Below are 21,605 nucleotides of genomic sequence, written 5' to 3'. Positions count from 1 at the left end.
CGGGATCGGGGCACCGTCCAGTGTGCCGGTATCGTGCCCTGGTGCTCACCGTGACCTCCGTGAATGTGAACGGTCTGCGTGCCGCCGCGAAGAAGGGCTTCGTGGAATGGCTCGCGGACACCTCCGCCGACGTGCTGTGCCTCCAGGAGGTACGGGCCGAGCCCCAGCAGCTGCCCGAGCACGTCCGCACCCCCGACGGCTGGCACGTCACGCACGCCCCCGCCGCCGCCAAGGGCCGCGCCGGCGTCTCCCTCTACACCCGCCGCGAGCCCGACCGCGTCCAGGTCGGCTTCGGCTCGACGGAGTTCGACACCAGCGGCCGCTACGTCGAGGCCGACCTGCCCGGTGTGACGGTCGCCTCCCTCTACCTCCCCTCCGGCGAGGTCGGCACCGAGCGCCAGGACGAGAAGGTCCGTTTCATGGGCGAGTTCCTCGCCTACCTCAAGGAACTGCGCGAGCGTGCCGCCGCCGACGGCCGCGAGGTCGTCGTCTGCGGCGACTGGAACATCGCCCATCGCGAGGCCGACCTGAAGAACTGGCGCGCCAACAAGAAGAACTCCGGGTTCCTGCCGGAGGAGCGGGAGTGGCTGGGGCGGGTCCTGGACCCGGCCGAGGGCGGGTACGTGGATGTCGTGCGCGCTCTGCACCCGGACGTCGAGGGGCCGTACTCGTGGTGGTCGTACCGGGGGCGGGCCTTCGACAATGATTCAGGTTGGAGGATCGACTACCACCTGGCCACCCAGGGTTTGGCGGCCGGGGCGGTCAAGGGGTACGTCGAGCGGGCCGCCACACACGCCGAGCGGTGGTCGGACCACGCGCCCGTGACGGTCGTCTACGACCGCTAGCCCACGGGCGGTCCTTCGTCGCCGGTCTTCTTCCGTATCCGCCGGTCCATCGCCAGCGACAGTTCCGCCTCCACCACGCTGCGGGCGAGCGGGCGCAGGCGGTCGAGTTGTTCCTCGGGGGCGTGGCGGAGGATCAGTTCGGCGAAGAGGTCGGCGAGGGCGTCGGCGTGTTCGCGGACGCGGGCGCCGGCCTGGAGGACCTCGCCGAGGGGGATGCCCTCGCGGACCAGGGCGGAGGAGACCTCCAGCAGGCGGTGGCTTATGTGGACGATCTCGTCGCCGTCGGTGCCGACATAGCCGAGGTCCATGGCGGCGGCCAGGTTCTCCGGGGTGACCTCGCCGTCGAAGCGGGCGGCGAGTTCCTCGGGAGTGAGGCGGACCGGGGTCTCCTCGGTGGGTTCGCCGTAGCCGAGCAGGTCGCCGACGTCGCGGCCGTGGTCGAAGGCGTCGGCGAGTTCCGCGATGCCGCTGAGGGTGTGGCCGCGTTCCAGGAGGGCGGCGATGGTGCGGAGGCGGGCCAGGTGGTGGTCGTCGTACCAGGCGATGCGGCCCTCGCGGCGGGGCGGCGGGATCAGTTTGCGTTCGCGGTAGAAGCGCAGGGTGCGCACCGTGATGCCGGCCAGCCGGGCCAGTTCCTCCATGCGGTATTCGCGCTTCTCGGTCACGGCGTCGAGCCTACGGCGTACCGTCGGTAACTTTCCTCGCGTACCCCCTACCCATCAGTACGGTGCTGCTCTACTCTCCCCATTGCGCCAGTGTTCACTGGCAGAGTTCTAGGCGACGCGTGGAGGCTTCGGGATGGCCGAGCACGAGCAGGTTCAAGAACACGTGCGGGTGGCGGTGGTCGGCTCCGGCTTCGGCGGGCTGGGGGCCGCCGTGCGGCTGCGGCGCGAGGGGATCACCGACTTCGTCGTCCTGGAGCGGGCGGGGAGCGTCGGCGGGACCTGGCGCGACAACAGCTATCCCGGGTGCGCCTGCGACGTGCCGTCCCACCTGTACTCGTTCTCCTTCGCGCCCAATCCCGACTGGCCGCGCACCTTCTCCGGGCAGGAGCACATCCGCGCCTACCTGGAGCACGTGACCGACACCTTCGGGCTGCGCCCGCACATCCGCTTCGACTCGGAGGTGAAGCGGATGGCGTGGAACGGCGAGCACATGCGGTGGGAGATCGAGACGGCGAGCGGGAACCTCACCGCCGACGTCGTCGTGTCCGCGAGCGGGCCGCTGTCCGACCCGAAGGTGCCCGACATCCCGGGCCTGGACTCCTTCCCCGGCAAGGTCTTCCACTCCGCCCGCTGGGACCACGAGTACGACCTCACCGGCAAGCGCGTCGCCATGATCGGCACCGGCGCCTCCGCCATCCAGATCGTGCCGTCCATCCAGCCGAAGGCCGGTCACCTCACCCTCTTCCAGCGCACCCCGGCCTGGGTGATGCCCCGCATGGACCGGGAGATCAGCGGCGCCGAGCGCGCCCTGCACCGGGCGCTGCCCGTCACCACCAAGCTGCGGCGCGGGCTGCTGTGGGGCATCCGCGAGCTTCAGGTGCAGGCGTTCACCAAGCATCCGGGCGAGCTGGGCTTCGTCGAGCAGATCGCCAAGCGCAACATGGCGTCCGCCATCAAGGACCCGGCCCTGCGCGCCAAGCTCACCCCGGACTACCGCATCGGCTGCAAGCGGATCCTGCTGTCGAGTACCTACTATCCGGCGCTCGCCCAGCCGAACGTCGATGTCGTCGCCGGCGGGCTGAGCGAGGTGCGCGGCTCCACCCTCGTCGCCGCCGACGGCACCGAGACCGAGGCCGACGTGATCATCTTTGGCACCGGTTTCCACGTCACCGACATGCCCATCGCGGAGCGGGTCGTGGGCGCCGACGGGCGGACCCTCGCCGAGACCTGGAAGGGCGGCATGGAGGCGCTGCGCGGCGCCTCGGCGGCCGGCTTCCCCAACTGGATGACGATCATCGGGCCCAACACCGGCCTGGGGAATTCGTCGATGATCCTGATGATCGAGTCGCAGCTCAACTACATGGCGGACTACCTGCGCCAGCTGAACGTCCTCGGCGGCCGGGTCGCCCTCGACGCCCGCCCCGCCGCCGTACGGAACTGGAACCACCGGGTGCAGGAGCGCATGAAGCGCACCGTGTGGAACACCGGCGGCTGCACCAGCTGGTACCTGGACGCCAGTGGCCGCAACACCACCGTGTGGCCCGGCACGACCGCCGAGTTCCGGCGTGCGACCAGGCGCGTGGACCTGGGGGAGTACGAGGTGCTGCGCCCGGCCGTCGCCAAGGCGGCCCCCGGCGCGGACGCGAACGCGGAGGTGAGCGCGTGAGCCGTCTCATGCACGTCTCCGCCGGGCCGTACGCCCCGCCCGTCCCCGCCCGCGAGCTGACCGTGACCGCCGCCGACGGCGCCCGCATACACGTCGAGGTGCACGGCCCCGAGGACGCGCCCGCGGTCGTCCTCTCGCACGGCTGGTGCTGCTCGACCGCCTTCTGGGCGGCGCAGATCCGCGCGCTCGCCGCCGACCACCGGGTCATCGCCTACGACCAGCGCGGCCACGGCCGCAGCCCGGCCAACCCGGCCTGCGGCACCGAGCCCCTCGCCGACGACCTCGAGGCCGTCCTGGAGGCCACGCTCGCGCCGGGGGAACGGGCCGTGATCGCCGGGCACTCCATGGGCGGCATGACCGTGATGGCCGCGGCGACCCGGACCAAGGTGCGCGAGCACGCGGCGGCGGTCCTGCTGTGCAGCACCGGCAGTTCGCGGCTGGTGGAGTCCGCGACCGTCCTGCCGTTCGGCGCGGGGCGGGTGCGGACCTGGCTGACCCGGCGGGTCCTCGGCTCGCGGGCGCCGCTCGGGCCGGTCACACCGCTGGCGCGCCGCATCCTCAAGTACGGGACGATGGGCGCCGGTTCGGCACCGGAGATGGTCGAGGCGTGTGCCCGGATCGTGCACGCCTGCCCGAGCCGGGTGCGCCGCGCCTGGTCCGAGGTGCTGGACCTGCTCGATCTCGACCACGGGGTGCGGGATTTGAGGATGCCGGTCGAGATAGTCGTCGGCACCGCCGACCGGCTGACCCCGCCCGTGCACGCCCGCTCGCTGGCCGCCGCGCTGCCCGACTGCGTGGGCCTGACGGAGCTTCCGGGTCTCGGCCACATGACGCCGGTGGAGGCGCCGGACCTGGTCACCGGGAAGATACGCGCCCTCGTCGGCACCTATGTGTCCGCCGACCGCACCGAATCCGCCGTACACGCCGAGGAGATCGCATGAGCAGGGTGAGCCTGGAAGGGCGCGTCGCCGTCGTCACGGGAGCCGCGCGGGGCGTCGGGGAGCTGCTGGCCCGCAAGCTGTCCGCGCGCGGGGTGAAGGTGGCCCTGGTGGGGCTGGAGCCGGACGCGCTGAAGCAGGTGTCGGCCCGGCTGCACAGCGAGAGCGACCACTGGCACGCCGACGTCACCGACCACGTGGCGATGGCCGAGGTGGCTGCGCGGGTGAAGGAACGGTTCGGCCGGGTCGACGTCGTCGTCGCCAACGCCGGTGTCGCCACCGGCGGTCCGTTCGTCGAGTCCGACCCGGAGTCCTGGCGGCGGGTGATCGAGGTCAACCTGATCGGCTCGGCGGTGACGGCCCGCGCCTTCCTGCCCGCGCTGCTGGAGAGCCGCGGCTACCTGCTCCAGGTCGCGTCCCTCGCCGCGATCACGCCGGCGCCGATGATGTCGGCCTACTGCGCCTCCAAGTCCGGTGTGGAGGCGTACGCGCACAGTCTGCGCGGGGAGGTCGGGCACCGGGGCGTGAAGGTCGGCGTCGGCTATCTGTCGTGGACCGACACGGACATGGTGCGCGGCGCCGACCAGGACGACGTGATGCGCGAGCTGCGGCAGCGGCTGCCCTGGCCGTCGAACAAGACGTACCCCCTGGGCCCGGCGGTGGACCGGCTGGTGGAGGGCATCGAGCGCCGCTCGGCCCACGTCTACGGGCAGTGGTGGCTGCGCGGCATGCAGGGCGTGCGCGGGTACCTGCCGACCCTCATCGGCACCGTCGGACAGCGCGAGATGCGGCGCTTCGGGGACCGGCTGGACGGGCTGCGGGTCGGGCTGGTCGGGGCCGGCGGAGCCGCCGACGAACAGCAACGATCGGGCCCGGCTACGGTCCGTAAGTGATCGACATGCGCACGGTCACCGCCCGTGTGAATCTGATCGAGCGCCCGGCCGATCCGGTCGGGCCCGATCACCACAGGAGTGAACCCACATGGGTATCAAGGACCAGTTCCAGGACAAGGCCCAGCGCATGCAGCAGCAGGGCAAGCAGCGTGCCGACCAGGCCAGGGAGCAGTTCCCGAACCGTGAGGACCGCGACCGCGACCGCCGCCGCGACGAGGACGAGATGGACCCGGCCTCGCGCCGCCGCCGCGACGAGGACGAGCGCTTCGAGAGCAGCTACGACGCCTGACGCGCTGCCGCTGAGCTGAGCTGAAGGGGCGCCCCCCGCTGGGAGGGCGCCCCTTTCGTGTGGCCCGGCGGGGTCAGGTCCTGGGCGGCAGCGGCGGACGGGAACGGTCGGGTACGGCGTCGTAACCGGGCGGTGTGGCGGGCGGGTTGGTCTCCAGCAGCTCCAGCGCCAGCCGGACCGCCTCGTCCAGCACCGGATAGCGGCCCTCGGCCCAGTCCAGCGGGGTGCGCAGCGCCTCGACGTCGGGATCGACGCCGTAGTTCTCCACGGACCAGCCGTACGCGTCGAACCAGGCCGCGTTCATCGGCACCGTGATCACCGTGCCGTCGCCGAGGCGGTGCCGGCCGGTCATGCCGACCACGCCGCCCCAGGTGCGCTGCCCGACGACCGGGCCGAGCCGCAGCAGCCTGAACGCGGCCGTGATCATGTCGCCGTCGGAGGAGGTCGCCTCGTCCGCGACCGCCACGACCGGCCCGCGCGGGGCGTTGGAGGTGTACGACACCGGCTGGGCGTCGCGGGTGAGGTCCCAGCCCAGGATGGTGCGGGTCAGCTTCTCGATGACCAGCTCGCTGATGTGTCCGCCCGCGTTGCCCCGCACGTCCACGATGAGGGCGGGCCGGGACACCTCCATCCGCAGGTCCCGGTTGAACTGCGCCCAGCCGGAGCCGCCCATGTCGGGGATGTGCAGGTAGCCGCACCGTCCGCCGCTCAACTCCCGGACCACTTCGCGCCGTTTGGCCACCCAGTCCTGGTAGCGCAGGGGGCGCTCGTCGATCAGCGGGACGACGGCGACCCGGCGGGAGGGTCCCGGACCGCCCTCGGCCGGCGCGAAGGTCAGCTCCACCGTCGTAGCGCCCGCACCGGCCAGCAGAGGGTACGGCCCCGTCACCGGGTCGACCGGCCGGCCGTCCACGTGGGTCAGCACCGCTCCCTCGCGGATGCCCGTACCGGCCAGCGGGGAGCGGGCCCTGGAGTCGGAGGAGTCGCCGGGCAGGATGCGCTTGACCACCCAGTGGCCGTCCCGGCACGCGAAGTTGGCGCCGAGCAGGCCCTGCCAGCGCTGGTAGTGCGCGGGGCCCTCGTTGCGGCGGGCGGCGGCGACGTAGGCGTGCGAGGTGCCGAGCTCGCCGAGCACCTCGCGCAGCAGGTCGGCGAACTCGTCCGGGGAGGCGACCCGTTCGACCAGCGGACGGTACTGGTCCAGCACCGCGTCCCAGTCGATGCCGCACATGCCGGGATCCCAGAAGTAGGCGCGGATCAGCCGGCCGGCCTCGTCGTAGGCCTGGCGCCACTCGGCGGCCGGGTCGACCTCGTGCAGGATGCGGCGCAGGTCGATCCAGACGGTCGAGTCGCTGTCGCCCGCCTCGGTGGCCGGTACGGCGCGCAGGTCGCCCTCGTCGAGCACGACCAGGCGGCTGCCGTCGCCGCTGACCCGGAACCAGTCCAGGTGGTCGACCAGTTCGGACTTCCGCGCCTTGGCGAGGTTGAAGTGCTCCAGGGTGGGCCGCTCGCTCGGGTCGGCCGGGTTGGCGAAGGTCTCGCCGAGCGCGCCCGAGATCGGCCAGCGCAGCCAGACCAGTCCGCCGCCCGCGACCGGGCACAGCGCCGAGTACTTGGAGGCGGTGACGGGGAACGGGGTCACCCGGGACTCAAGTCCCTCGACCTCGACGGTCACCGCGCCGCCCTCACCGGATTCGTCGTCCAGCGGGTCCAGGCCTCCGGCGGCGGGGCGGCCCTCCGGGTTCAGCGCGAAGGGGGAGGGGGTCGCGGACGACAGCGGGACGAGGTAGGGGCGGCAGCCCAGCGGGAAGGAGAGGTCGCCGGTGTGCACGTCGTACACCGGGTCGAAGCCGCGCCAGGAGAGGAAGGCGAGGTAGCGGCCGTCCCGGGTGAAGACCGGGTTCTCGTCCTCGAAGCGTCCGTCGGTGACGTCGACGACGAGCGGGCCCTCCTGCCCGTTCCTGCCGTCGCTCCTCCCGTCGATGCGGGCCATCTTGATCTGCCGCAGGGAGCGCCCGATGCCAGGGTGGGACCAGGTGAGCCAGCTGCCGTCCGGGGAGAAGGCGAGGTCGCGGACGGGGCCGTTGAGGGAGCGGATCAGCTCGGTCACCCCGCCGGGCCGGCCGACGGGGGCTTCGGCGTCCGTCTCCTCCGTCCCCTCCGCCCCCGCGAGCGCCTCGGCGGCCTCCGCGTCCTCCTCCGGCAGGTCGAGGAGCAGCAGCCGTCCGTCGTGCGAGGCGATGGCCAGCCGCTCGCCCGCCGGGTCGGAGACCAGCTCCAGCACCCTGCCCAGTTCCCCGGAGGCCAGCCTCCGCAGCGCGCGGATGCCGGTCGCCCGGGGCAGGTGGCCGATTTCGACGGCGTCCTCGCCCTCCGCGTCCGTCACGTACGCGATCCGGCCGCTCGCCCCGAGCATCTCCGGCAGCCGGACCCGTACGCCCGGTGTGTCGGCGAGGGTGCGGGCCGGGCCGTCGCGGTGGGTGAGCCAGTACAGGCTGCCGCGTACGACGACGGCGCTCGCGCGGCCCGTCTCGTCGACGGAGACGCCGCCGACGTGCTGGGCGGCGGGCACCTGGTACGTGCGCCGTCCCGCGCGCGGGCCGCTCAGCCGGACGTCGAGCCGGCGCGGCCCGGAGCCCGGCGACAGGTCCTCGACGATCCACAGGTCGCCCGCGCACTGGTACACCACGCGGGTGCCGTCGCTCGCCGCGTGCCGGGCGTAGCAGGCGTCGTGGTCGGTGTGGCGGCGCAGGTCGGAGCCGTCGTGGGCGCAGGAGTAGAGGTTGCCGACGCCCTCGTGGTCGGAGAGGAAGGCGATCCGGCCGCCGACGAACATGGGGGAGTGCAGATGCCCGTGGAGGTCGGGCAGCAGCCGTTCGCCGTGCAGCCAGAGCCGGCCCGTGGCGCCGCCCCGGTAGCGCTTCCAGGAGGCCGGTTCGTGCGGCGGGGTGCCGGTGAGCAGGAGGGTCTTGCGCTCGCCGTCGAGGTCGGCGGCCTGGATGTCGGTGACCGGGCCCCAGGGGAGCTTGCGGCCGGGGTCGCCGTCCGGGGTGATCTTGTAGGCCCAGGTGAGGTGGGAGAAGGGCTCGCCGTGCGAGGCGACGGCGAGGATCGCGGTCGTCCCGTCGGGATCGGGGGGCGACCAGCCGCAGACCCGGGTGTCGAGTCCGCCCCAGTGGGTGAGCCGGCGCCCGGGACCGCCGTCCACCGGCACGAGGTGGACCTCCGGGACCAGGCTCCGCCAGCTGGTGTAGGCGATGTGGCGGCCGTCGGGGGAGAAACGGGGGTGGCCGGTCTTGGTGCGGTCGACGGTGAGCCGCCAGGCGCGGCCGGGTCCGTCGAGGGACGCGAGCCAGAGGTCGTCCTCGGCCACGAAGCACAGCTGGTCGCCGCTGAGGTGCGGAAGGCGCAGATAACTCACCCACCCCATGCTTTGCCGCTGACGGTGGACCGGCAACTTATGGGTAACCGACAATCGTGACCCACACCACGAACGAAACCGTTTCGTTTCGCTAGGGATGGGGGTACATTGGTCCTGTACGAAACGGTGTCGTTCCTGAGCGGAGCGACCGGAGAACGACCGGAGAAGGAGAGGAGTGAGCGAGATGACGGAGGTTGCCACCGCGCGCCGCAGTCGGATCACTCCCGAGCGCGAGGCAGAGCTGTACGAGGCCGTGCTCGACCTGCTCCGGGAAGTCGGCTACGACGCCCTCACCATGGACGCCGTGGCCGCCCGCACCCGGTCCAGCAAGGCGACGCTCTACCGCCAGTGGGGCGGCAAGCCCGAGCTGGTCGTCAAGGCCATCCGGCACAGCAAGCCCGGCGAGATCGGCGACGTCGACACCGGCTCCCTCCGCGGCGACCTGCACGCCCTGCTGGCCCGCGAGGACGACTGCACCATGGCGCAGAACTCCGCGCTGATGCGGGGCGTCGCCATGGCGCTGCACCAGAACCCGGACCTGCGCCAGGCCTTCCGGGACCAGCTCATCGAACCGGAGATGGCGGAGCTCCGGCGCCTGCTGCAACGCGCCGTCGACCGGGGCGAGATCAGACCGGACTGCCCGGCGCTGGACTTCCTCGTTCCCATGCTCGTCGGCGGCTTCGCCACCCGCACGCTGCTCGACGACCAGCCGCCGACCCGGGCCTTCCTCACCTCGTACATCGACGCCGTGATCCTCCCCGCCCTCGGCGCCGGCACCACAGCCTGACCCGAATCCCCACTGAGCCCCACCTGAGCCCCACCTGACGTCACCGCTCACGTCGTCGTCGGGCTGATCCCCCCTGCCCTGAAGACCCACGACCTGACCGGGAGTACGCCCCCGTGGCCACGTTCCTCTACAAACTCGGCCGGCTCGCCTTCCGCCGACGGCACTTCGTCGCCCTGATATGGGTGGCCCTGCTGACGCTCGCCGGCGTCGGCGCGGCCAGTGCCCCGCCCGCCGGCACCACCTCCTTCTCCATCCCCGGCACCGAGGCCCAGAAGGCCTTCGACCTGCTGGAGGAACGCTTCCCCGGCGCCGCCGCCGACGGGGCGACCGCACGCGTCGTCTTCAAGGCACCGGACGGCGAGAAGATGACGGACCCCGACAACAAGGCGGCCGTCGAGAAGACCGTCTCCGACCTGGCCGACGGCTCCGAGGTCGCCTCGGTCGCCGACCCGTACCGGGGGAACGCGGTCAGCCAGGACGGGACGATCGCCTACGCCTCGGTGAAGTACGACGTCTCCGGCATGGAGCTGGAGGAGTCCACCAAGGACGCCCTCGAGGACGCCGCCCAGCAGGCGCGCGACGCCGGGCTGACCGTGGAGGTCGGCGGTGACGCGCTCCAGGCCGTCCCGCACACCGGCGCCACGGAGATCATCGGCATCGCGGTCGCCGCCGTCGTCCTGGTCATCACCTTCGGCTCGCTGGTCGCGGCCGGCCTGCCCCTGCTCACGGCCCTCATCGGCGTCGGCATCGGCGTCTCCTCGATCACCGCCCTGGCCAGCGCCCTCGAACTGGGCTCCACCACCTCCATCCTGGCGATGATGATCGGCCTCGCGGTCGGCATCGACTACGCCCTGTTCATCGTCTCCCGCTACCGCGCGGAACTCGCCGAGGGACGCGAGCGCGAGGAGGCCGCCGGCCGGGCCGTCGGCACCGCGGGCTCGGCGGTCGTCTTCGCCGGCCTCACCGTCGTCATCGCCCTGGTCGGCCTCGCGGTCGTCAACATCCCGATGCTCACCAAGATGGGCATCGCGGCCGCCGGCACCGTCGCCATCGCGGTCGTGATCGCCCTGACCATGGTCCCCGCGCTGCTCGGCTACGCCGGCCGCCGGGTCAAGCCGGCCGGCGCGAAGGGCAAGCTCCTGGGCCGCGGCCGCAAGAGCGCCGACCAGGCCACGGAGAAGACCGAGGACGCTCCGCCCAAGGCCAACCTCGGCACCCGCTGGGCCCGCTTCGTCGTCCGCCGTCCGCTGGCCGTGCTCCTGCTGGGCGTCGTCGGCCTCGGCGCGGCGGCCGTCCCCGCGGCCTCTCTGGAACTGGGCCTGCCCGACGACGGCTCCCAGCCGACGTCCACGACCCAGCGCCGCGCCTACGACCTGCTCTCGGAGGGCTTCGGCCCCGGCTTCAACGGCCCGCTGATGGTCGTCGTCGACGCCAAGGGCAGCGACGCGCCGCAGCAGGTGTTCACCGACGTCTCCGACGAGATCAAGGGCCTCAAGGACGTCGTGGCGGTGACCCCGCCCCAGCCCAACAAGGGCGGCGACACCGCGACCATCACCGTGATCCCGGACTCCAAGCCGTCCTCCGTCGCGACCGAGGACCTGGTGCACGCCATCCGCGACGCGGGCGCCGACATCAAGGCGGACACCGGCGCCGAGACCCTGGTCACCGGCTCGACGGCGATGAACATCGACGTCAGCCAGAAGCTCAACGACGCGCTGCTGCCCTACCTGGTCCTGGTCGTCGGCCTGGCCTTCCTCCTGCTGATCGTGGTCTTCCGCTCGATCCTGGTCCCGCTCAAGGCGGCCCTCGGCTTCCTGCTCTCCGTCATGGCGGCGCTGGGCGCGGTCGTCGCGGTCTTCCAGTGGGGCTGGCTGTCCGGCCTGATGGGCGTCGAGGAGACCGGCCCGGTCATGTCGATGATGCCGATCTTCATGGTCGGCGTGGTCTTCGGTCTCGCGATGGACTACGAGGTCTTCCTGGTCACCCGCATGCGGGAGGCGTACGTCCACGGCGAGCAGCCCAGCCAGGCCGTCGTCACCGGCTTCAAGCACGGCGCCCGGGTCGTCACGGCCGCGGCGGTCATCATGATGGCGGTCTTCGCCGGCTTCATCGGCTCCAGCGAGTCGATGGTCAAGATGATCGGCTTCGGCCTCGCGATCGCCGTCTTCTTCGACGCGTTCGTCGTCCGCATGGCCATCGTCCCGGCCGTCCTCGCCCTGCTCGGCAAGAAGGCCTGGTGGCTGCCGAAGTGGCTGGACCGCGCACTGCCCAACGTGGACGTCGAGGGCGAGGGCCTGCGGACCCTCGGCGACGACGGCAAGGACGAGGACCGGGAACTGGTACGCACCACCTGACCCGCCACCTCTGAACACCTCTGACAGGAGGACGCCAGACCAGCCGGTGAGGGCTCCGTGGGGACGGGGCTGCCCTCACCGGCTTCCTCCTTCCCGGGCGTCCCGCACGCCCCGCAACCCGTTCGCATGCGGACTACACGTACCGCTACGGTGCCGCCATGACGACCACCGACGACACCTCCGGCGCCTCCGCCGTCCACCCCCGCTTCGCCGAGGCCCTGCGCGCGCTCGGCCTCGGAGACCTGACCGCCGAGGTCCGGCGCTTCCCGGAGGCCACCCGCACCGCCACCGAGGCCGCCGCCGCGATCGGCTGCGAGCTGAGCCAGATCTGCAAGTCGCTGATCTTCGCCGCCGACGGGGTGCCCGTGCTGGTGCTCATGGACGGCGCCTCCCGCGTCGACCTGGAGCGGGTCCGCGAGGAACTCGGCGCCCAGAAGGTCACGCGGGCCAAGGCCGACGTCGTACGGGAGACGACCGGGTACGCCATCGGGGGCGTGCCGCCCTTCGGGCACCGGGAGCGCACCCGGGTGCTCGCCGACCGCTCCCTGCTCGCCCACCAGGTCGTCTGGGCCGCCGCCGGCACCCCGTACTCCGTCTTCCCGATGGAACCCAAGGAGCTCGTCGCCACCGCCGGCGCGACCCTCGTGGACGTGCGCGAGCGCTCCGAGTGACGCCACTGGTCACCGGCGCCGTCCTGCTGGCCGCCGTCACGCACGCCGCCTGGAACGCCATCGCCCACCGGATCACCGACAAGCTGACCGGCTTCGCGCTGATCTCCGGCGGCGGCATGCTCATCGGGCTGGCGCTGCTGCCGTTCACGGCGTTCCCGGCGGCCGGCGCGTGGCCGTACCTGCTCCTCTCCGCCGCGATCCACATCGCGTACTACGCGCTGCTCATGCGGTCCTTCCGGCTCGGCGACTTCGGGCAGGCGTACCCGATCGCCCGCGGCAGCGCGCCACTGCTGGTGACCGTCCTCGCCGCCGCCTTCGCCCACGAGGTGCCCGACGGCTGGGCCGCGGCCGGCGTCGTGGTGTCCTGCGCGGGCCTGACCGGCGTCGCCCTGTGGGGGCTGCGCGGGCGCCGGCCCGACTGGGCGGCGATCGGCGCGGCCCTGGCGACCGGCGCGACCATCGCCGTGTACACCGTCGTCGACGGGCTCGGCGTACGCGCCTCCGGTTCCTCCCTCGGCTACATCGCCTGGCTGATGGCCGTGCAGGGGACGGTTCTCCCGGCGTACTTCCTGTACCGCCACCGCGCCGGTGCCTGGACGCTGCTGCGCCCGCACGTGCGGCTCGGGCTGCTCGGCGCGGTGCTGTCCGTCGCCGCGTACGCGCTGGTCCTGTGGGCGCAGACCCGCGCCGCACTCGCCCCGATCGCCGCCCTGCGCGAGTCCTCCATCCTGGTCGGCGCCGCGATCGGCGCCCTCTTCTTCAAGGAGCGGTTCGGCGCGCCCCGGATCGCGGCGGCGGGCCTGCTCGTCGTCGGGATCGGGCTGATGCTGCACACGGGGTGAACGGACGGGTGATGCGTGCGGCGTCCGCGAGGAGCACCCTGGAAGGAGGACTTCCGGAGGTGATCGTCATGATGCACACCGCAGTGGGATGGCATGTCGAGCTGGAGTTCATGGAGGACGACCAGCACACGCGGGCGGTCGCGATGGTGCGGCTCCCCGACGGCACCGAGGTCCGCGCGCACGGCCACGCCAGCCGCCACCGCGTGGACGCCCAGCAGCCGAGGGTCGGCGAAGAGGTCGCCGGCGCACGCGCGTTGAACGAGCTGGCGATGCAACTGCTCACCAAGGCGCACGACGAGATCGACGCCGCGTCGGGCAGGACGTCCCACCCGATCCACGTGTGACCCGTACGCCGCGTACGGCTCGGGACGGGACCGTCAGCCGTCCGTGCCGAGCGACGTCCGCAGCGCCCGCACGAGTGCCTGCGCCCGCGGGTCCGCCGTCACGGTCTTGCGGAAGCCGTTGGTGACGTAGCCGAAGGCGACGCCGGCCTCCGGGTCGGCGAAGCCGAGCGCGCCGCCGCGGCCCGGGTGGCCGAAGGAGCCGGGGGACAGGAACGGCGACGCGCTGCCGTGCAGCATGTAGCCGAGGCCGAAGCGGGTGGAGACGACCAGGACGCGGTCGGGGCCGGACGACTCCTCGGCGCGGGCCAGTTCCGTCGTCGCCGGGTCGAACAGCCGCGCCCGCCGGGTCACGCCGTCGACCTCGCCGATCAGCGCCGCGTAGAAGCGGGCCAGCGCGTCCGCCGTCGCGATGCCGTTGGTCGCCGGGAGGGCCGCCGCACGGTAGGCGGGGTCGTTCTGGTCGGGGAACGGGGTGACGGCGGCGAAGGCGCGCCGGGTGAGGGAGTCCGGGTCCGCGTAGGCCTCGGTGACGGCCCGCTTGGGACGCAGGCGCGGGCCGCCGCCGCCCGACGGTTCGGCCTCTTCGAGGCGCCCGACCCGGCCCGCCCGGCCCGCCGCCTCCTCGGCGGCCGGCAGCCCGATCCACAGGTCCAGGCCCAGCGGACCGGCGACCTCGTCCGCGAGCCACTCACCGGTGCCCCGCCCGCCCGTCACCCTGCGCACCAGCTCGTCGAGGAGCCAGCCGTAGGTGAGCGCGTGGTAGCCGTGGTCGGTGCCCGGCTCCCAGACGGGCGCCTGCGCGGCGACCGCCTCCGGCCCCCGCAGCGGGTCCAGGGCCTCGGCCGGGGTGAGCGGCCGATCGAGGACGGGCAGGCCCGTCCGGTGGTTCAGGACGTGCCGGACCAGCACCCGCTCCTTGCCGTGCGCCTTGAACTCGGGCCAGTACTCGGCCACCGGCGCGTCCAGGTCCAGTTGCCCGCGCTGGTGCAGCAGCAGCGGTACGGCGGCGGCGACGCCCTTCGTCGCCGAGCGCACCACCTGCGCGGTGCCCCGGCGCCACGGCTCGGTGCCGTCCACGTCCCGCGTGCCGCCCCACAGGTCGACGACCTTGCGCCCGTCCCGGTAGACGGCGACCGCCGCGCCCCGGTCCCCGAGCGCCGCGAAGTTCCGTGCGAACGCGTCCCTGACCGGCTCGAACCCCTCGGCCACCGTGCCCCGCACGTCCACGTCCGCGCTCACTTCCCCACCCGTCCCTTCGGATCACCTGCGACAGAGGGTGCAACCGTCGTCGGGTGCCTGCGATTCCGGGAGGGAGCTGATCTCACATGTGATATTCGGCCCGAAGGGCGTGAGCCGGGAAATGTGGGACATTGGAATGGGGGCGGACGTACAACTTCCGCAAAGGTCACAGAGCGCAAGGGGCGATCCGATGTCGGTGGTCGAACAGCACGCACGAGCCCACATCCTGACCGACGCGGACCTCCCCGACTGGGACGACGGCGGAGCGATACCCGTCGTACTGCGCTACGACCCCGACCACGACCCGCGGTCGGTGTGCGTGGCCCTGCCGGCCCGGGGGCGCGCTCCCGCCTCCCGCGAATGGACCTTCCCCCGCGCCCTGCTGGAGCAGGGGCTGCGCGCGCCCGCCGGGACCGGCGACGTGCGGGTGTGGCCGTGCGGGCGGGTGCAGGCCGTGGTCGAGTTCCACTCCCCGCAGGGCTGCTCGGTGGTCCAGTTCGAGACCAAGGCCGTCATGCGGTTCCTGCGCCGCACGTACACGGCGGTGGCGGAGCCGGTGGCCCACTGAGCCACCGGCCGCGCGCCTTCTCCCGGCTGCCGGTCAGCCCGCGTTCTTGAGGAGCGCCGCGACGATCGGCCCCGCGCTCTCGCTGCCGTGGCCGCCCTGCTGGACCACGCCCGCCGCGGCCAGGTCGCCCTTGTACGCGGTGAACCAGCCGTTGGGCTTCTCCTGGTTGTCGACCTCCGCCGAGCCGGTCTTCGCCCCGGCGTCACCGCCGACCCCGGCCATCGCCCCCGCCGCGGTACCGGCGGCCGCCGTGTAGGACATCATCTCGCGCAGCTGCGCCAGCGTGGACGCCGACATCGTGCGGGAGGCGGTGGCGAGCTTCCGCCCGTCGACCGACGGGGGGACCAGGTACGGCTGGTGGAAGGAGCCGGACTTCACGGTCGCCGCCACGGACGCCATGTTCAGCGGGTTCATCCGGACCCCGCCCTGGCCGATGAGGGAGGCGGCCATCGGCGCGGCGCTCTGCACCGGCACCGAGCCGTCGAAGGTGGGCACGCCGACGGTCCAGTTGTTCATGGAGAGGCCGAACACCTCCTTCGCCTGCTTGGTCAGGTCGTCGTTCTCCAGCTCGGGGGCCTGGCTGATGAAGGCGGTGTTGCAGGAGCGGGCGAAGCTCGCCTTGAAGGTGCCGTCCTTGATCTCGAACTCGTCGTCGTTCTGGAACTTCCAGCCGCCGTAGCTGAAGTACTTCGGGCACGGGTGCTTCTCGTCCATCGACGCCAGGTTCTTCTCGATCAGCATCGAGGCGGTGACGACCTTCATCGTGGAGCCGGGCGCCAGCGAGCCCTGGAAGGCGGTGTTGAAGCCGTGGCCGCCGTTGGCGACGGCGAGGATCTCGCCCGTGGAGGCGCGCATCAGCACCACCGACGCCCGCGCCTTGCCGGACACCTGCTGTTCGGCGGCGGCCTGCAGCGCCGGGTCCAGGGTGGTCTTCACCGTGCCGGGCGTGCCCTCGCTCAGCTCCAGCAGGGTCTTGTCGGAGGCCTTCGCCGCCTTGGACTCCTTGCCGCGGACCACGCGCAGTTCGATGCCCGGGGTGCCGCCGGCCTTCTCGCCGTACTTCTCGCGCAGGCCGTCCAGGACGGTGCCGAGGGAGGGGTACTCGGCGGCGGTGAGCTTGCCGCCGTCCCGGTCCAGCGCCTCGACCGGCGGGTCCCCGGCCTCCCCGGTGACCAGCTTGTCGCCGTCCTTCAGCTCCGGGTGGACGACGGCGGCGTGCCAGTCGACCAGGGGCTCGCCGTCGCCGGGTCCGCGCACGACGGTCAGCGCGCTGTCGTACGTCAGCGGCTTGCTCGTCTCCCCGTGGGCGACGGTGGCCTTCACGGAGAACGGGACCTTGTCCCCGGCCGGGGTGCCCGGGGTGAGGGTGACGTCCTTGACGCGGGCGTCCTTGGTGTAGCCGGTGAGCAGGGCCTTCGCGGCCTCGGCGTCGTCGGTGCCGGCGGCCGCCCCGGCGACGTCGCCGTTCTGCCAGGCGGTCAGGAACCGCTGGGCCGTGGCGGTGACCTCGGCCGCCGTGAGCGGCCCGGACTTCACCTTCTCCCCGGCCGCGGCGGACGTGGTCCGGCCGCCGTCCTCTCCGTCGGCGCCGCCGCCGTACATCGCGTAGGCGCCGAATCCGGCGCCGGCCACGACCACGGCGGCGACGCTGCCGATCACGGCGGGTCTCGTACTGCGCCGCCCGGCGGCGGCCCTTCTGCTGCCCACTGCGTCCCGTTCTTCCCTCGCGCTGCCCTGTCGGTGGTCCCCGCCGTCGGTGTCGCGCTGCCGCGCGCCCACCCCGACGGCGACCACCCTAGGGTGTCCGGGCGGGTCCTACCCGTCCGGTTCAGCCACCGGCGCGCAGCACGTCCGCGACGATCGGGCCGGCCGCGTCACCGCCGTGGCCGGCCCCCTCGGCCATGGCCGCCGCCGCGACGTCGTCGCGGAAGCCGGTGAACCAGCTGTCGGACGTGGTCTGCCCGTCGACCTCCGCCGACCCGGTCTTGGCGCCGATGTCGCCGCCGAGCCCGGACATGGCCGCGGCGCCGGTGCCCTGCGTCGCGGTGAGCCGCATCATCTGCTTGAGCTGGTCGGCGGTGCTCTGCGGCAGGCCCTTGGCGGTGGCCAGCTGCCGCCCGTCCAGGTCGGGGGAGACGAGGTAGGGCTGGCGGAACTCGCCGGTGATGGCGGTCGCCGTCACCGAGGCCATGTTCAGGGGGTTCATCTGGACCTTGCCCTGGCCGATGGCGTTGGCGGCGCGGTCCGGTCCGCTCACCGCGGGGACGCTGCCGTCGAAGGAGACGACGCCCGTCTGCCAGTTGTCCCGGCCCAGCCCGAAGCGCTCCTCGGCCTCCGTCGTCAGCGAGGCGTCGGTGAGCGGCTTCTCGTCGATGAGCTTGATGAAGCCCGTGTTGCAGGAGCGCATGAAGGTGTTGGCGAGGGTGGCGCCCTCGTTGGGCTCCATGCCGGTGAGGTTCTTGAAGGTCTGGCCCTGCCACATCGCCGAGTCCGTGCAGGGCGCCGGGCCGTTCATCGAGGTCACGCCGTTGTCGATGAGCATGGCCGCGGTGATGATCTTCATGGTGGAGCCGGGGGCGACCCGTCCCTGGAACGCCGCGTTGAAGCCGTCCGCCCGGTTGTTCGCCACGGCCAGCACCTCGCCGGTGCTCGGCTTGACCGCGACCACGGACGACTCGCCGAACCGCTTCACGGCCTTCTCGGCCGCCGCCTGGACGCTCGCGCTGAGCGTCGTCTCCAGCTTGCCGGGCTCACCCTCGGCGAGGGTCAGCAGCGGAGTGTCGGGGGCGTCGGCGGCAGTGTGCCGCACTACCAGCTCGACGCCGGGGGTGCCGCCCGCCTTGGCGCCGTACTTTTCCCGCAGGGTGGCCAGCACCGGACCGAGCGAGGGGTACTTCTCCTTCGTCAGCACGGTCCCGTTGCGGCCGACCGCCTGGATCTGCGGGGTCTCCGACTCCGCCGTGACCAGGGTGTCGCCGTCCTTCAGCGCTGGATGGACGACCGACGGCTTCCAGTCCACCAGCGCCCGCCCGGTGGTCTCCCCGCGCACCACGGTCAGCTCACTCTTGTACGACAGCGGCTTGGCCGTACCCTCGTACGCCACCTTCGCCTTCACCGTGAACGGCACGCTCGTGCCGGTCGCCGTGCCGGGCGTGATCTCCACGTCGGTGATGTGGGCCGCCTCGCCGTACGCCGTGAGCAGCGTCCCGGCCACCGAGGCGTTGTTCGTGTACGACGCCGCCGTGGCCGCGTCGCCCTTCTCCCAGGCCGTGAAGAACTTCTCGGTCGTCTCCCCGACCTCGTCACCGTCGGGCGGCCCGCTCTTCTTCGCCGTACCGGCGCTCCCCGAGCCGCCCCCGCCGTCCAGCGCCGACACGATGTTGTAGGCGCCGTACCCGGCCCCGCCCACCATCACGGCGAACACGCCGCCTATGACGGCGACCTTCACCCCCCTGCCCATCGGCAAGTCCCTCCCCAGAATCCCCTGAATCCCCGTCAGACCTTCCGCACGCCTTCTTGAACGCGTTCAGAAGCAGTTGTGGGTGGCACTCTATGCGCAGGGCGTGACCAGCGGTACGGATGTTTCCGTTTGGTGGCCCAAAGGAGACCCGGCGGGGCGTGAGCATTGTCGGTTGCCGGTGTCTACGACCGGGACTCGGCTCGCTGAGCCCCCGACAGGTCCCTGACGAAGGCGGCGAAGACGTGGGCGGAGAAGCTGAGGGTCTTACGAGGCGCCTTCGAGTCCCGTACCCCCACCCACGGGCCGCGGTCGGCGATCTCGACGCACTCGTTGCCCTCGCCGCCGCTGTAGCTGCTCTTGAACCATCGCACGCTCCTGTGCTCGGTCAGGGAAGGCGCTATGCCGGTCATGAGGACAGCTCCTGTCGTGCTCTGGCGACCAGCCGCGACGAGAGGGTGACGTCGGCGGCCTGCGAACGAAGGTAGTCGAACGTCAACTTATAGGCACTGACGTCCTCGGCGTCGTCCAGATACACCCCGCGCCGGCGCATCTCGATGTACACGACCGCCATGGAGTTGAGGGGCTCCCGCTCGTCGTCGCGACCGAGGATCACGAAGTGCCCGGCCCCGGCGGCGTGTGCTCCCGCGCTGAACGGCAGGATCTGGATGTCGACGTTGGGGCTATCCGCCATCTCGTGAAGGTGCTTGAGCTGCTGGTTCATGATGTCGGTGTTTCCCACTGTCCTGCGAAGCACCGCCTCGTCCAGCACCACCCAGAGGTGCAATGCCGGGTCGCGCATCAGGATGGTCTGGCGTTGCATTCGGGCCTCGACCATCCGCTCAATACCGTCGTTCGGACTGCGGACCTCCCTGGCCTGGTGAATGGCGAGGGCGTATTCCCGCGTCTGCAGCAGGCCCGGGATGACCGTGTTCGCGAAGACGTGCTCGTATGCCGCTTGATGCTCGAACGAGACGAGCGGATCCAACCACTCAGGCACCGCGTTGTTGCCGACCCACCATCCGTCGGCCTGCGACTTGGCCACAGCTACGAGCGCTTCACGTTCCTGAGGCGTGGCGTCGCACGCGTCGGCCAAGGCCTTCACCGTTGCCCAGCGGATACGGGCGCGATCCTGCCATGCCTCGTACCGGCTGACCGTTGTGGTGCTGACGCCTGCACGGGCCGCCACCTGTGTCTGAGTGAGCCCGCAGCGCTCGCGCAGTGAGGTCAGGCCTCGTGCGATCTGCATGCGACCGGCTGGACCCGTCTGTGTAGCGCTCATGTCGCATCCCCTCCGTCTGTGAAATGTGCAGCTCCGACTGCATAGTGCCCCGCGCAACGTCCGCGACTGTATGGGCCCTTCTGGGACATCGGACGAGGATTCGAGCCTCGTCACCCACATCAGTGAACTCCCTCCATGGGTCAGCCTTCCATGGGATTCCCATGGCAATTTTCCCTTGCACCGTTTCTCAGAGGCGAGGAGGCATTGAGGGCATGGCTGGATTCACGCGGTTCCTGATCCGCTGGCTACGGATGGTGGCCCTACCTTCTGGGCGGCATCGAGCAGGTCGGCCGCCGGCGGGGCGCCCTGTCGACCATTCGGCGAGTGAGCGTGCCGTGCCATCGCCGCGCTTCAGTGCCCCCGCCGCCACTCCCCGCTGGCAAGAGCCCATCGACGGCACGTCCACCCCGCTCGTCCGCCCCTACCTCACTGCGTACGAGCGGGACGAGAAGGCGCGTATCCAGCGGCTGCGGCGCGACATCCTCTGGTGTGCGACGTACGGTGTCGACCTCGACACCCGTGACATCCACGCCTGTTCGGCGGCGGCGTCATGAGCGACGGGACGGACTGCGTGCGAATCCTGCCCTGCCCTGGCGTCCATGGGCACACTGCTCTGCTCCTCACGGACGGAGACGGGCCTGTCTCCCGGCTCGCCGACCACATGGAAGCGGTACAACTCGGTCTGGCGGAACGACTGCTCGGCCGGGCGCGGCAAGTACTGGAGAAGCAGCCGCCGAGAACAGGGGAGTTGCGCGCCCTGACAGGCCAACTGACCGACGCGCTCGCGGACGCTCTGCGCGTCGCGGAATCCCGGGGCGCGCGTCTCGGTGGTGCGGGACCGGGCCAGGGCGACGGGACCTCACTGGCACTACGTGCGTACGGCCTGCTCACACTCCCGGGCGGGGACCTCGCTTCTGTCCGAACCGCAAGGCACTACGTCCGTGACACGTGCCGGACGTGGAGTCTTCCGGTCGGTACGACGGACGACCTCGTGGCCGTCACCGGCGAACTGGTCGCCAATGCTTTAGAGCACACGGAGAGCCGTACCGTCGCGATCACCTGCGCCCTCGCCGCTGATGTGGCGGCGGTCGGTGTGACCGACGACGGCCGGAGCGGCGGCACACCGGTGATCTCCACGTCAGCAGGTGTGTCCGAGGACGAGTGTGAAGGCGGGCGAGGGTTGCTGATCACCAATGCGCTGGCCAGTCGCTGGGGGACGAGGCGAACGGGCGGAGGGCTGACGGTCTGGGCCGAGATCGCTGTCGGAGTCACCACTGGCCCCTCGACCGGTTCCGGGTGAGGAAGCTTCTTGCCGAACTGCGAGTCGTTGTCCCACGATCGCCC

Annotated in this window: 20 protein-coding genes; 13 read left to right on the top strand and 7 right to left on the bottom strand. The window is 71.9% G+C overall.

From position 1 onward, the window contains the following. The first annotated feature begins 41 nt into the window (after positions 1 to 41). Complete coding sequence (locus AMK11_RS20695) at positions 42 to 845, top strand: exodeoxyribonuclease III (protein ID WP_073729374.1); 804 nt, start codon at positions 42 to 44, stop codon at positions 843 to 845. Here the strand turns inward: AMK11_RS20695 and AMK11_RS20690 are convergent. Next, positions 842 to 1,510 carry a MerR family transcriptional regulator gene (locus AMK11_RS20690; protein WP_073729372.1) on the bottom strand — a complete coding sequence of 223 codons (669 nt, stop codon included), beginning with the start codon at positions 1,508 to 1,510 and terminating at the stop codon, positions 842 to 844. The two genes, AMK11_RS20695 and AMK11_RS20690, sit on opposite strands and share 4 nt — an antisense overlap. Before the next feature lie 133 nt (positions 1,511 to 1,643). Between AMK11_RS20690 and AMK11_RS20685 the strand changes: the two genes are divergently transcribed. From AMK11_RS20685 to AMK11_RS20670, 4 genes are all read left to right on the top strand, one after another. Continuing rightward, positions 1,644 to 3,176 carry a flavin-containing monooxygenase gene (locus tag AMK11_RS20685; protein WP_073729370.1) on the top strand — a complete coding sequence of 511 codons (1,533 nt, stop codon included), beginning with the start codon at positions 1,644 to 1,646 and terminating at the stop codon, positions 3,174 to 3,176. Next, on the top strand, positions 3,173 to 4,117 hold the full coding sequence (locus tag AMK11_RS20680) for an alpha/beta fold hydrolase (RefSeq protein WP_073729368.1): 945 nt from the start codon (positions 3,173 to 3,175) through the stop codon (positions 4,115 to 4,117). The genes AMK11_RS20685 and AMK11_RS20680 overlap by 4 nt, the downstream gene beginning before the upstream one ends. Further along, positions 4,114 to 5,007 carry an SDR family oxidoreductase gene (locus AMK11_RS20675; RefSeq protein ID WP_073729366.1) on the top strand — a complete coding sequence of 298 codons (894 nt, stop codon included), beginning with the start codon at positions 4,114 to 4,116 and terminating at the stop codon, positions 5,005 to 5,007. The genes AMK11_RS20680 and AMK11_RS20675 overlap by 4 nt, the downstream gene beginning before the upstream one ends. Before the next feature lie 88 nt (positions 5,008 to 5,095). After that, the gene (locus tag AMK11_RS20670) at positions 5,096 to 5,296 is read left to right on the top strand and encodes a hypothetical protein (RefSeq protein ID WP_073729364.1); all 201 of its coding nucleotides are present in this window, start codon (positions 5,096 to 5,098) and stop codon (positions 5,294 to 5,296) included. Between the two features lie 73 nt (positions 5,297 to 5,369). Here AMK11_RS20670 and AMK11_RS20665 read toward each other — a convergent pair whose 3' ends face one another. Next, on the bottom strand, positions 5,370 to 8,726 hold the full coding sequence (locus tag AMK11_RS20665; protein ID WP_073729362.1) for a S41 family peptidase: 3,357 nt from the start codon (positions 8,724 to 8,726) through the stop codon (positions 5,370 to 5,372). Positions 8,727 to 8,901: 175 nt separating this feature from the next. Between AMK11_RS20665 and AMK11_RS20660 the strand changes: the two genes are divergently transcribed. The 5 genes from AMK11_RS20660 to AMK11_RS20640 all read left to right on the top strand — a co-directional run bounded on the left by AMK11_RS20660 (position 8,902) and on the right by AMK11_RS20640 (position 13,715). After that, the gene (locus AMK11_RS20660; RefSeq protein WP_073729797.1) at positions 8,902 to 9,504 is read left to right on the top strand and encodes a TetR/AcrR family transcriptional regulator; all 603 of its coding nucleotides are present in this window, start codon (positions 8,902 to 8,904) and stop codon (positions 9,502 to 9,504) included. Between the two features lie 113 nt (positions 9,505 to 9,617). After that, entirely contained in the window at positions 9,618 to 11,858 is a 2,241-nt protein-coding gene (locus AMK11_RS20655; protein WP_073729360.1) for an MMPL family transporter, read from the top strand. A gap of 158 nt (positions 11,859 to 12,016) precedes the next feature. After that, positions 12,017 to 12,529 (top strand): YbaK/EbsC family protein, encoded by a 513-nt coding sequence (locus tag AMK11_RS20650; RefSeq protein ID WP_073729358.1) that lies wholly within the window; start codon positions 12,017 to 12,019, stop codon positions 12,527 to 12,529. Next, on the top strand, positions 12,526 to 13,371 hold the full coding sequence (locus tag AMK11_RS20645; protein ID WP_073729356.1) for a DMT family transporter: 846 nt from the start codon (positions 12,526 to 12,528) through the stop codon (positions 13,369 to 13,371). Before AMK11_RS20650 ends, AMK11_RS20645 begins: the two co-directional genes overlap by 4 nt. A 68-nt stretch (positions 13,372 to 13,439) precedes the next feature. Then, entirely contained in the window at positions 13,440 to 13,715 is a 276-nt protein-coding gene (locus AMK11_RS20640; RefSeq protein ID WP_073729796.1) for a DUF1876 domain-containing protein, read from the top strand. Positions 13,716 to 13,748: 33 nt separating this feature from the next. Here the strand turns inward: AMK11_RS20640 and AMK11_RS20635 are convergent, their stop codons facing one another. After that, positions 13,749 to 14,942: a serine hydrolase domain-containing protein gene (locus tag AMK11_RS20635; protein WP_073729795.1), complete on the bottom strand. Its 1,194-nt coding sequence runs from the start codon at positions 14,940 to 14,942 to the stop codon at positions 13,749 to 13,751. Between the two features lie 202 nt (positions 14,943 to 15,144). On the opposite strand from AMK11_RS20635, the gene AMK11_RS20630 reads away from it, so the two are divergent. Then, positions 15,145 to 15,522, top strand: a complete 378-nt coding sequence (locus AMK11_RS20630; RefSeq protein ID WP_073729354.1) for an SsgA family sporulation/cell division regulator — start codon at positions 15,145 to 15,147, stop codon at positions 15,520 to 15,522. 33 nt (positions 15,523 to 15,555) lie between these two features. Here AMK11_RS20630 and AMK11_RS20625 read toward each other — a convergent pair whose 3' ends face one another. From AMK11_RS20625 to AMK11_RS20610, 4 genes are all read right to left on the bottom strand, one after another. Then, positions 15,556 to 17,181, bottom strand: a complete 1,626-nt coding sequence (locus tag AMK11_RS20625) for a penicillin-binding transpeptidase domain-containing protein (RefSeq protein WP_073729352.1) — start codon at positions 17,179 to 17,181, stop codon at positions 15,556 to 15,558. A 169-nt stretch (positions 17,182 to 17,350) separates the two neighbouring features. Further along, positions 17,351 to 18,982, bottom strand: coding sequence for a penicillin-binding transpeptidase domain-containing protein (locus tag AMK11_RS20620; RefSeq protein WP_073729350.1), 1,632 nt, complete (start codon positions 18,980 to 18,982; stop codon positions 17,351 to 17,353). Positions 18,983 to 19,164: 182 nt separating this feature from the next. Beyond that, a complete protein-coding gene (locus AMK11_RS20615; RefSeq protein ID WP_073729348.1) occupies positions 19,165 to 19,392 on the bottom strand; it encodes a DUF397 domain-containing protein in 228 nt (75 codons plus the stop codon). Continuing rightward, entirely contained in the window at positions 19,389 to 20,228 is an 840-nt protein-coding gene (locus tag AMK11_RS20610; protein ID WP_079187573.1) for a helix-turn-helix domain-containing protein, read from the bottom strand. Before AMK11_RS20610 ends, AMK11_RS20615 begins: the two co-directional genes overlap by 4 nt. 368 nt (positions 20,229 to 20,596) lie before the next feature. Here AMK11_RS20610 and AMK11_RS20605 point away from each other — a divergent pair, with 368 nt between their 5' ends. Both AMK11_RS20605 and AMK11_RS37830 read left to right on the top strand, forming a co-directional pair. Then, the gene (locus tag AMK11_RS20605) at positions 20,597 to 20,815 is read left to right on the top strand and encodes a hypothetical protein (RefSeq protein ID WP_073729344.1); all 219 of its coding nucleotides are present in this window, start codon (positions 20,597 to 20,599) and stop codon (positions 20,813 to 20,815) included. Next, positions 20,812 to 21,561, top strand: coding sequence for an ATP-binding protein (locus tag AMK11_RS37830; RefSeq protein ID WP_073729342.1), 750 nt, complete (start codon positions 20,812 to 20,814; stop codon positions 21,559 to 21,561). Before AMK11_RS20605 ends, AMK11_RS37830 begins: the two co-directional genes overlap by 4 nt. The last annotated feature ends 44 nt before the right edge of the window (positions 21,562 to 21,605 follow it).

This window comes from Streptomyces sp. CB02414 (assembly GCF_001905385.1).
In the GTDB taxonomy this organism is placed as follows: domain Bacteria; phylum Actinomycetota; class Actinomycetes; order Streptomycetales; family Streptomycetaceae; genus Streptomyces.
This window is presented reverse-complemented; position numbering and strand designations above follow the sequence as displayed.

What these genes read in the sequence shown, in the direction of transcription:
- AMK11_RS20620 (WP_073729350.1), bottom strand. Translation starts at nt 18,982, where the DNA reads ATGGGCAGGGGGGTGAAGGTCGCCGTCATAGGCGGCGTGTTCGCCGTG.
- AMK11_RS20670 (WP_073729364.1), top strand. Translation starts at nt 5,096, where the DNA reads ATGGGTATCAAGGACCAGTTCCAGGACAAGGCCCAGCGCATGCAGCAG.
- AMK11_RS37830 (WP_073729342.1), top strand. Translation starts at nt 20,812, where the DNA reads ATGAGCGACGGGACGGACTGCGTGCGAATCCTGCCCTGCCCTGGCGTC.
- AMK11_RS20685 (WP_073729370.1), top strand. Translation starts at nt 1,644, where the DNA reads ATGGCCGAGCACGAGCAGGTTCAAGAACACGTGCGGGTGGCGGTGGTC.
- AMK11_RS20630 (WP_073729354.1), top strand. Translation starts at nt 15,145, where the DNA reads ATGTCGGTGGTCGAACAGCACGCACGAGCCCACATCCTGACCGACGCG.
- AMK11_RS20615 (WP_073729348.1), bottom strand. Translation starts at nt 19,392, where the DNA reads ATGACCGGCATAGCGCCTTCCCTGACCGAGCACAGGAGCGTGCGATGG.
- AMK11_RS20640 (WP_073729796.1), top strand. Translation starts at nt 13,440, where the DNA reads ATGATGCACACCGCAGTGGGATGGCATGTCGAGCTGGAGTTCATGGAG.
- AMK11_RS20665 (WP_073729362.1), bottom strand. Translation starts at nt 8,726, where the DNA reads ATGGGGTGGGTGAGTTATCTGCGCCTTCCGCACCTCAGCGGCGACCAG.
- AMK11_RS20650 (WP_073729358.1), top strand. Translation starts at nt 12,017, where the DNA reads ATGACGACCACCGACGACACCTCCGGCGCCTCCGCCGTCCACCCCCGC.
- AMK11_RS20610 (WP_079187573.1), bottom strand. Translation starts at nt 20,228, where the DNA reads ATGCAGATCGCACGAGGCCTGACCTCACTGCGCGAGCGCTGCGGGCTC.
- AMK11_RS20660 (WP_073729797.1), top strand. Translation starts at nt 8,902, where the DNA reads ATGACGGAGGTTGCCACCGCGCGCCGCAGTCGGATCACTCCCGAGCGC.
- AMK11_RS20675 (WP_073729366.1), top strand. Translation starts at nt 4,114, where the DNA reads ATGAGCAGGGTGAGCCTGGAAGGGCGCGTCGCCGTCGTCACGGGAGCC.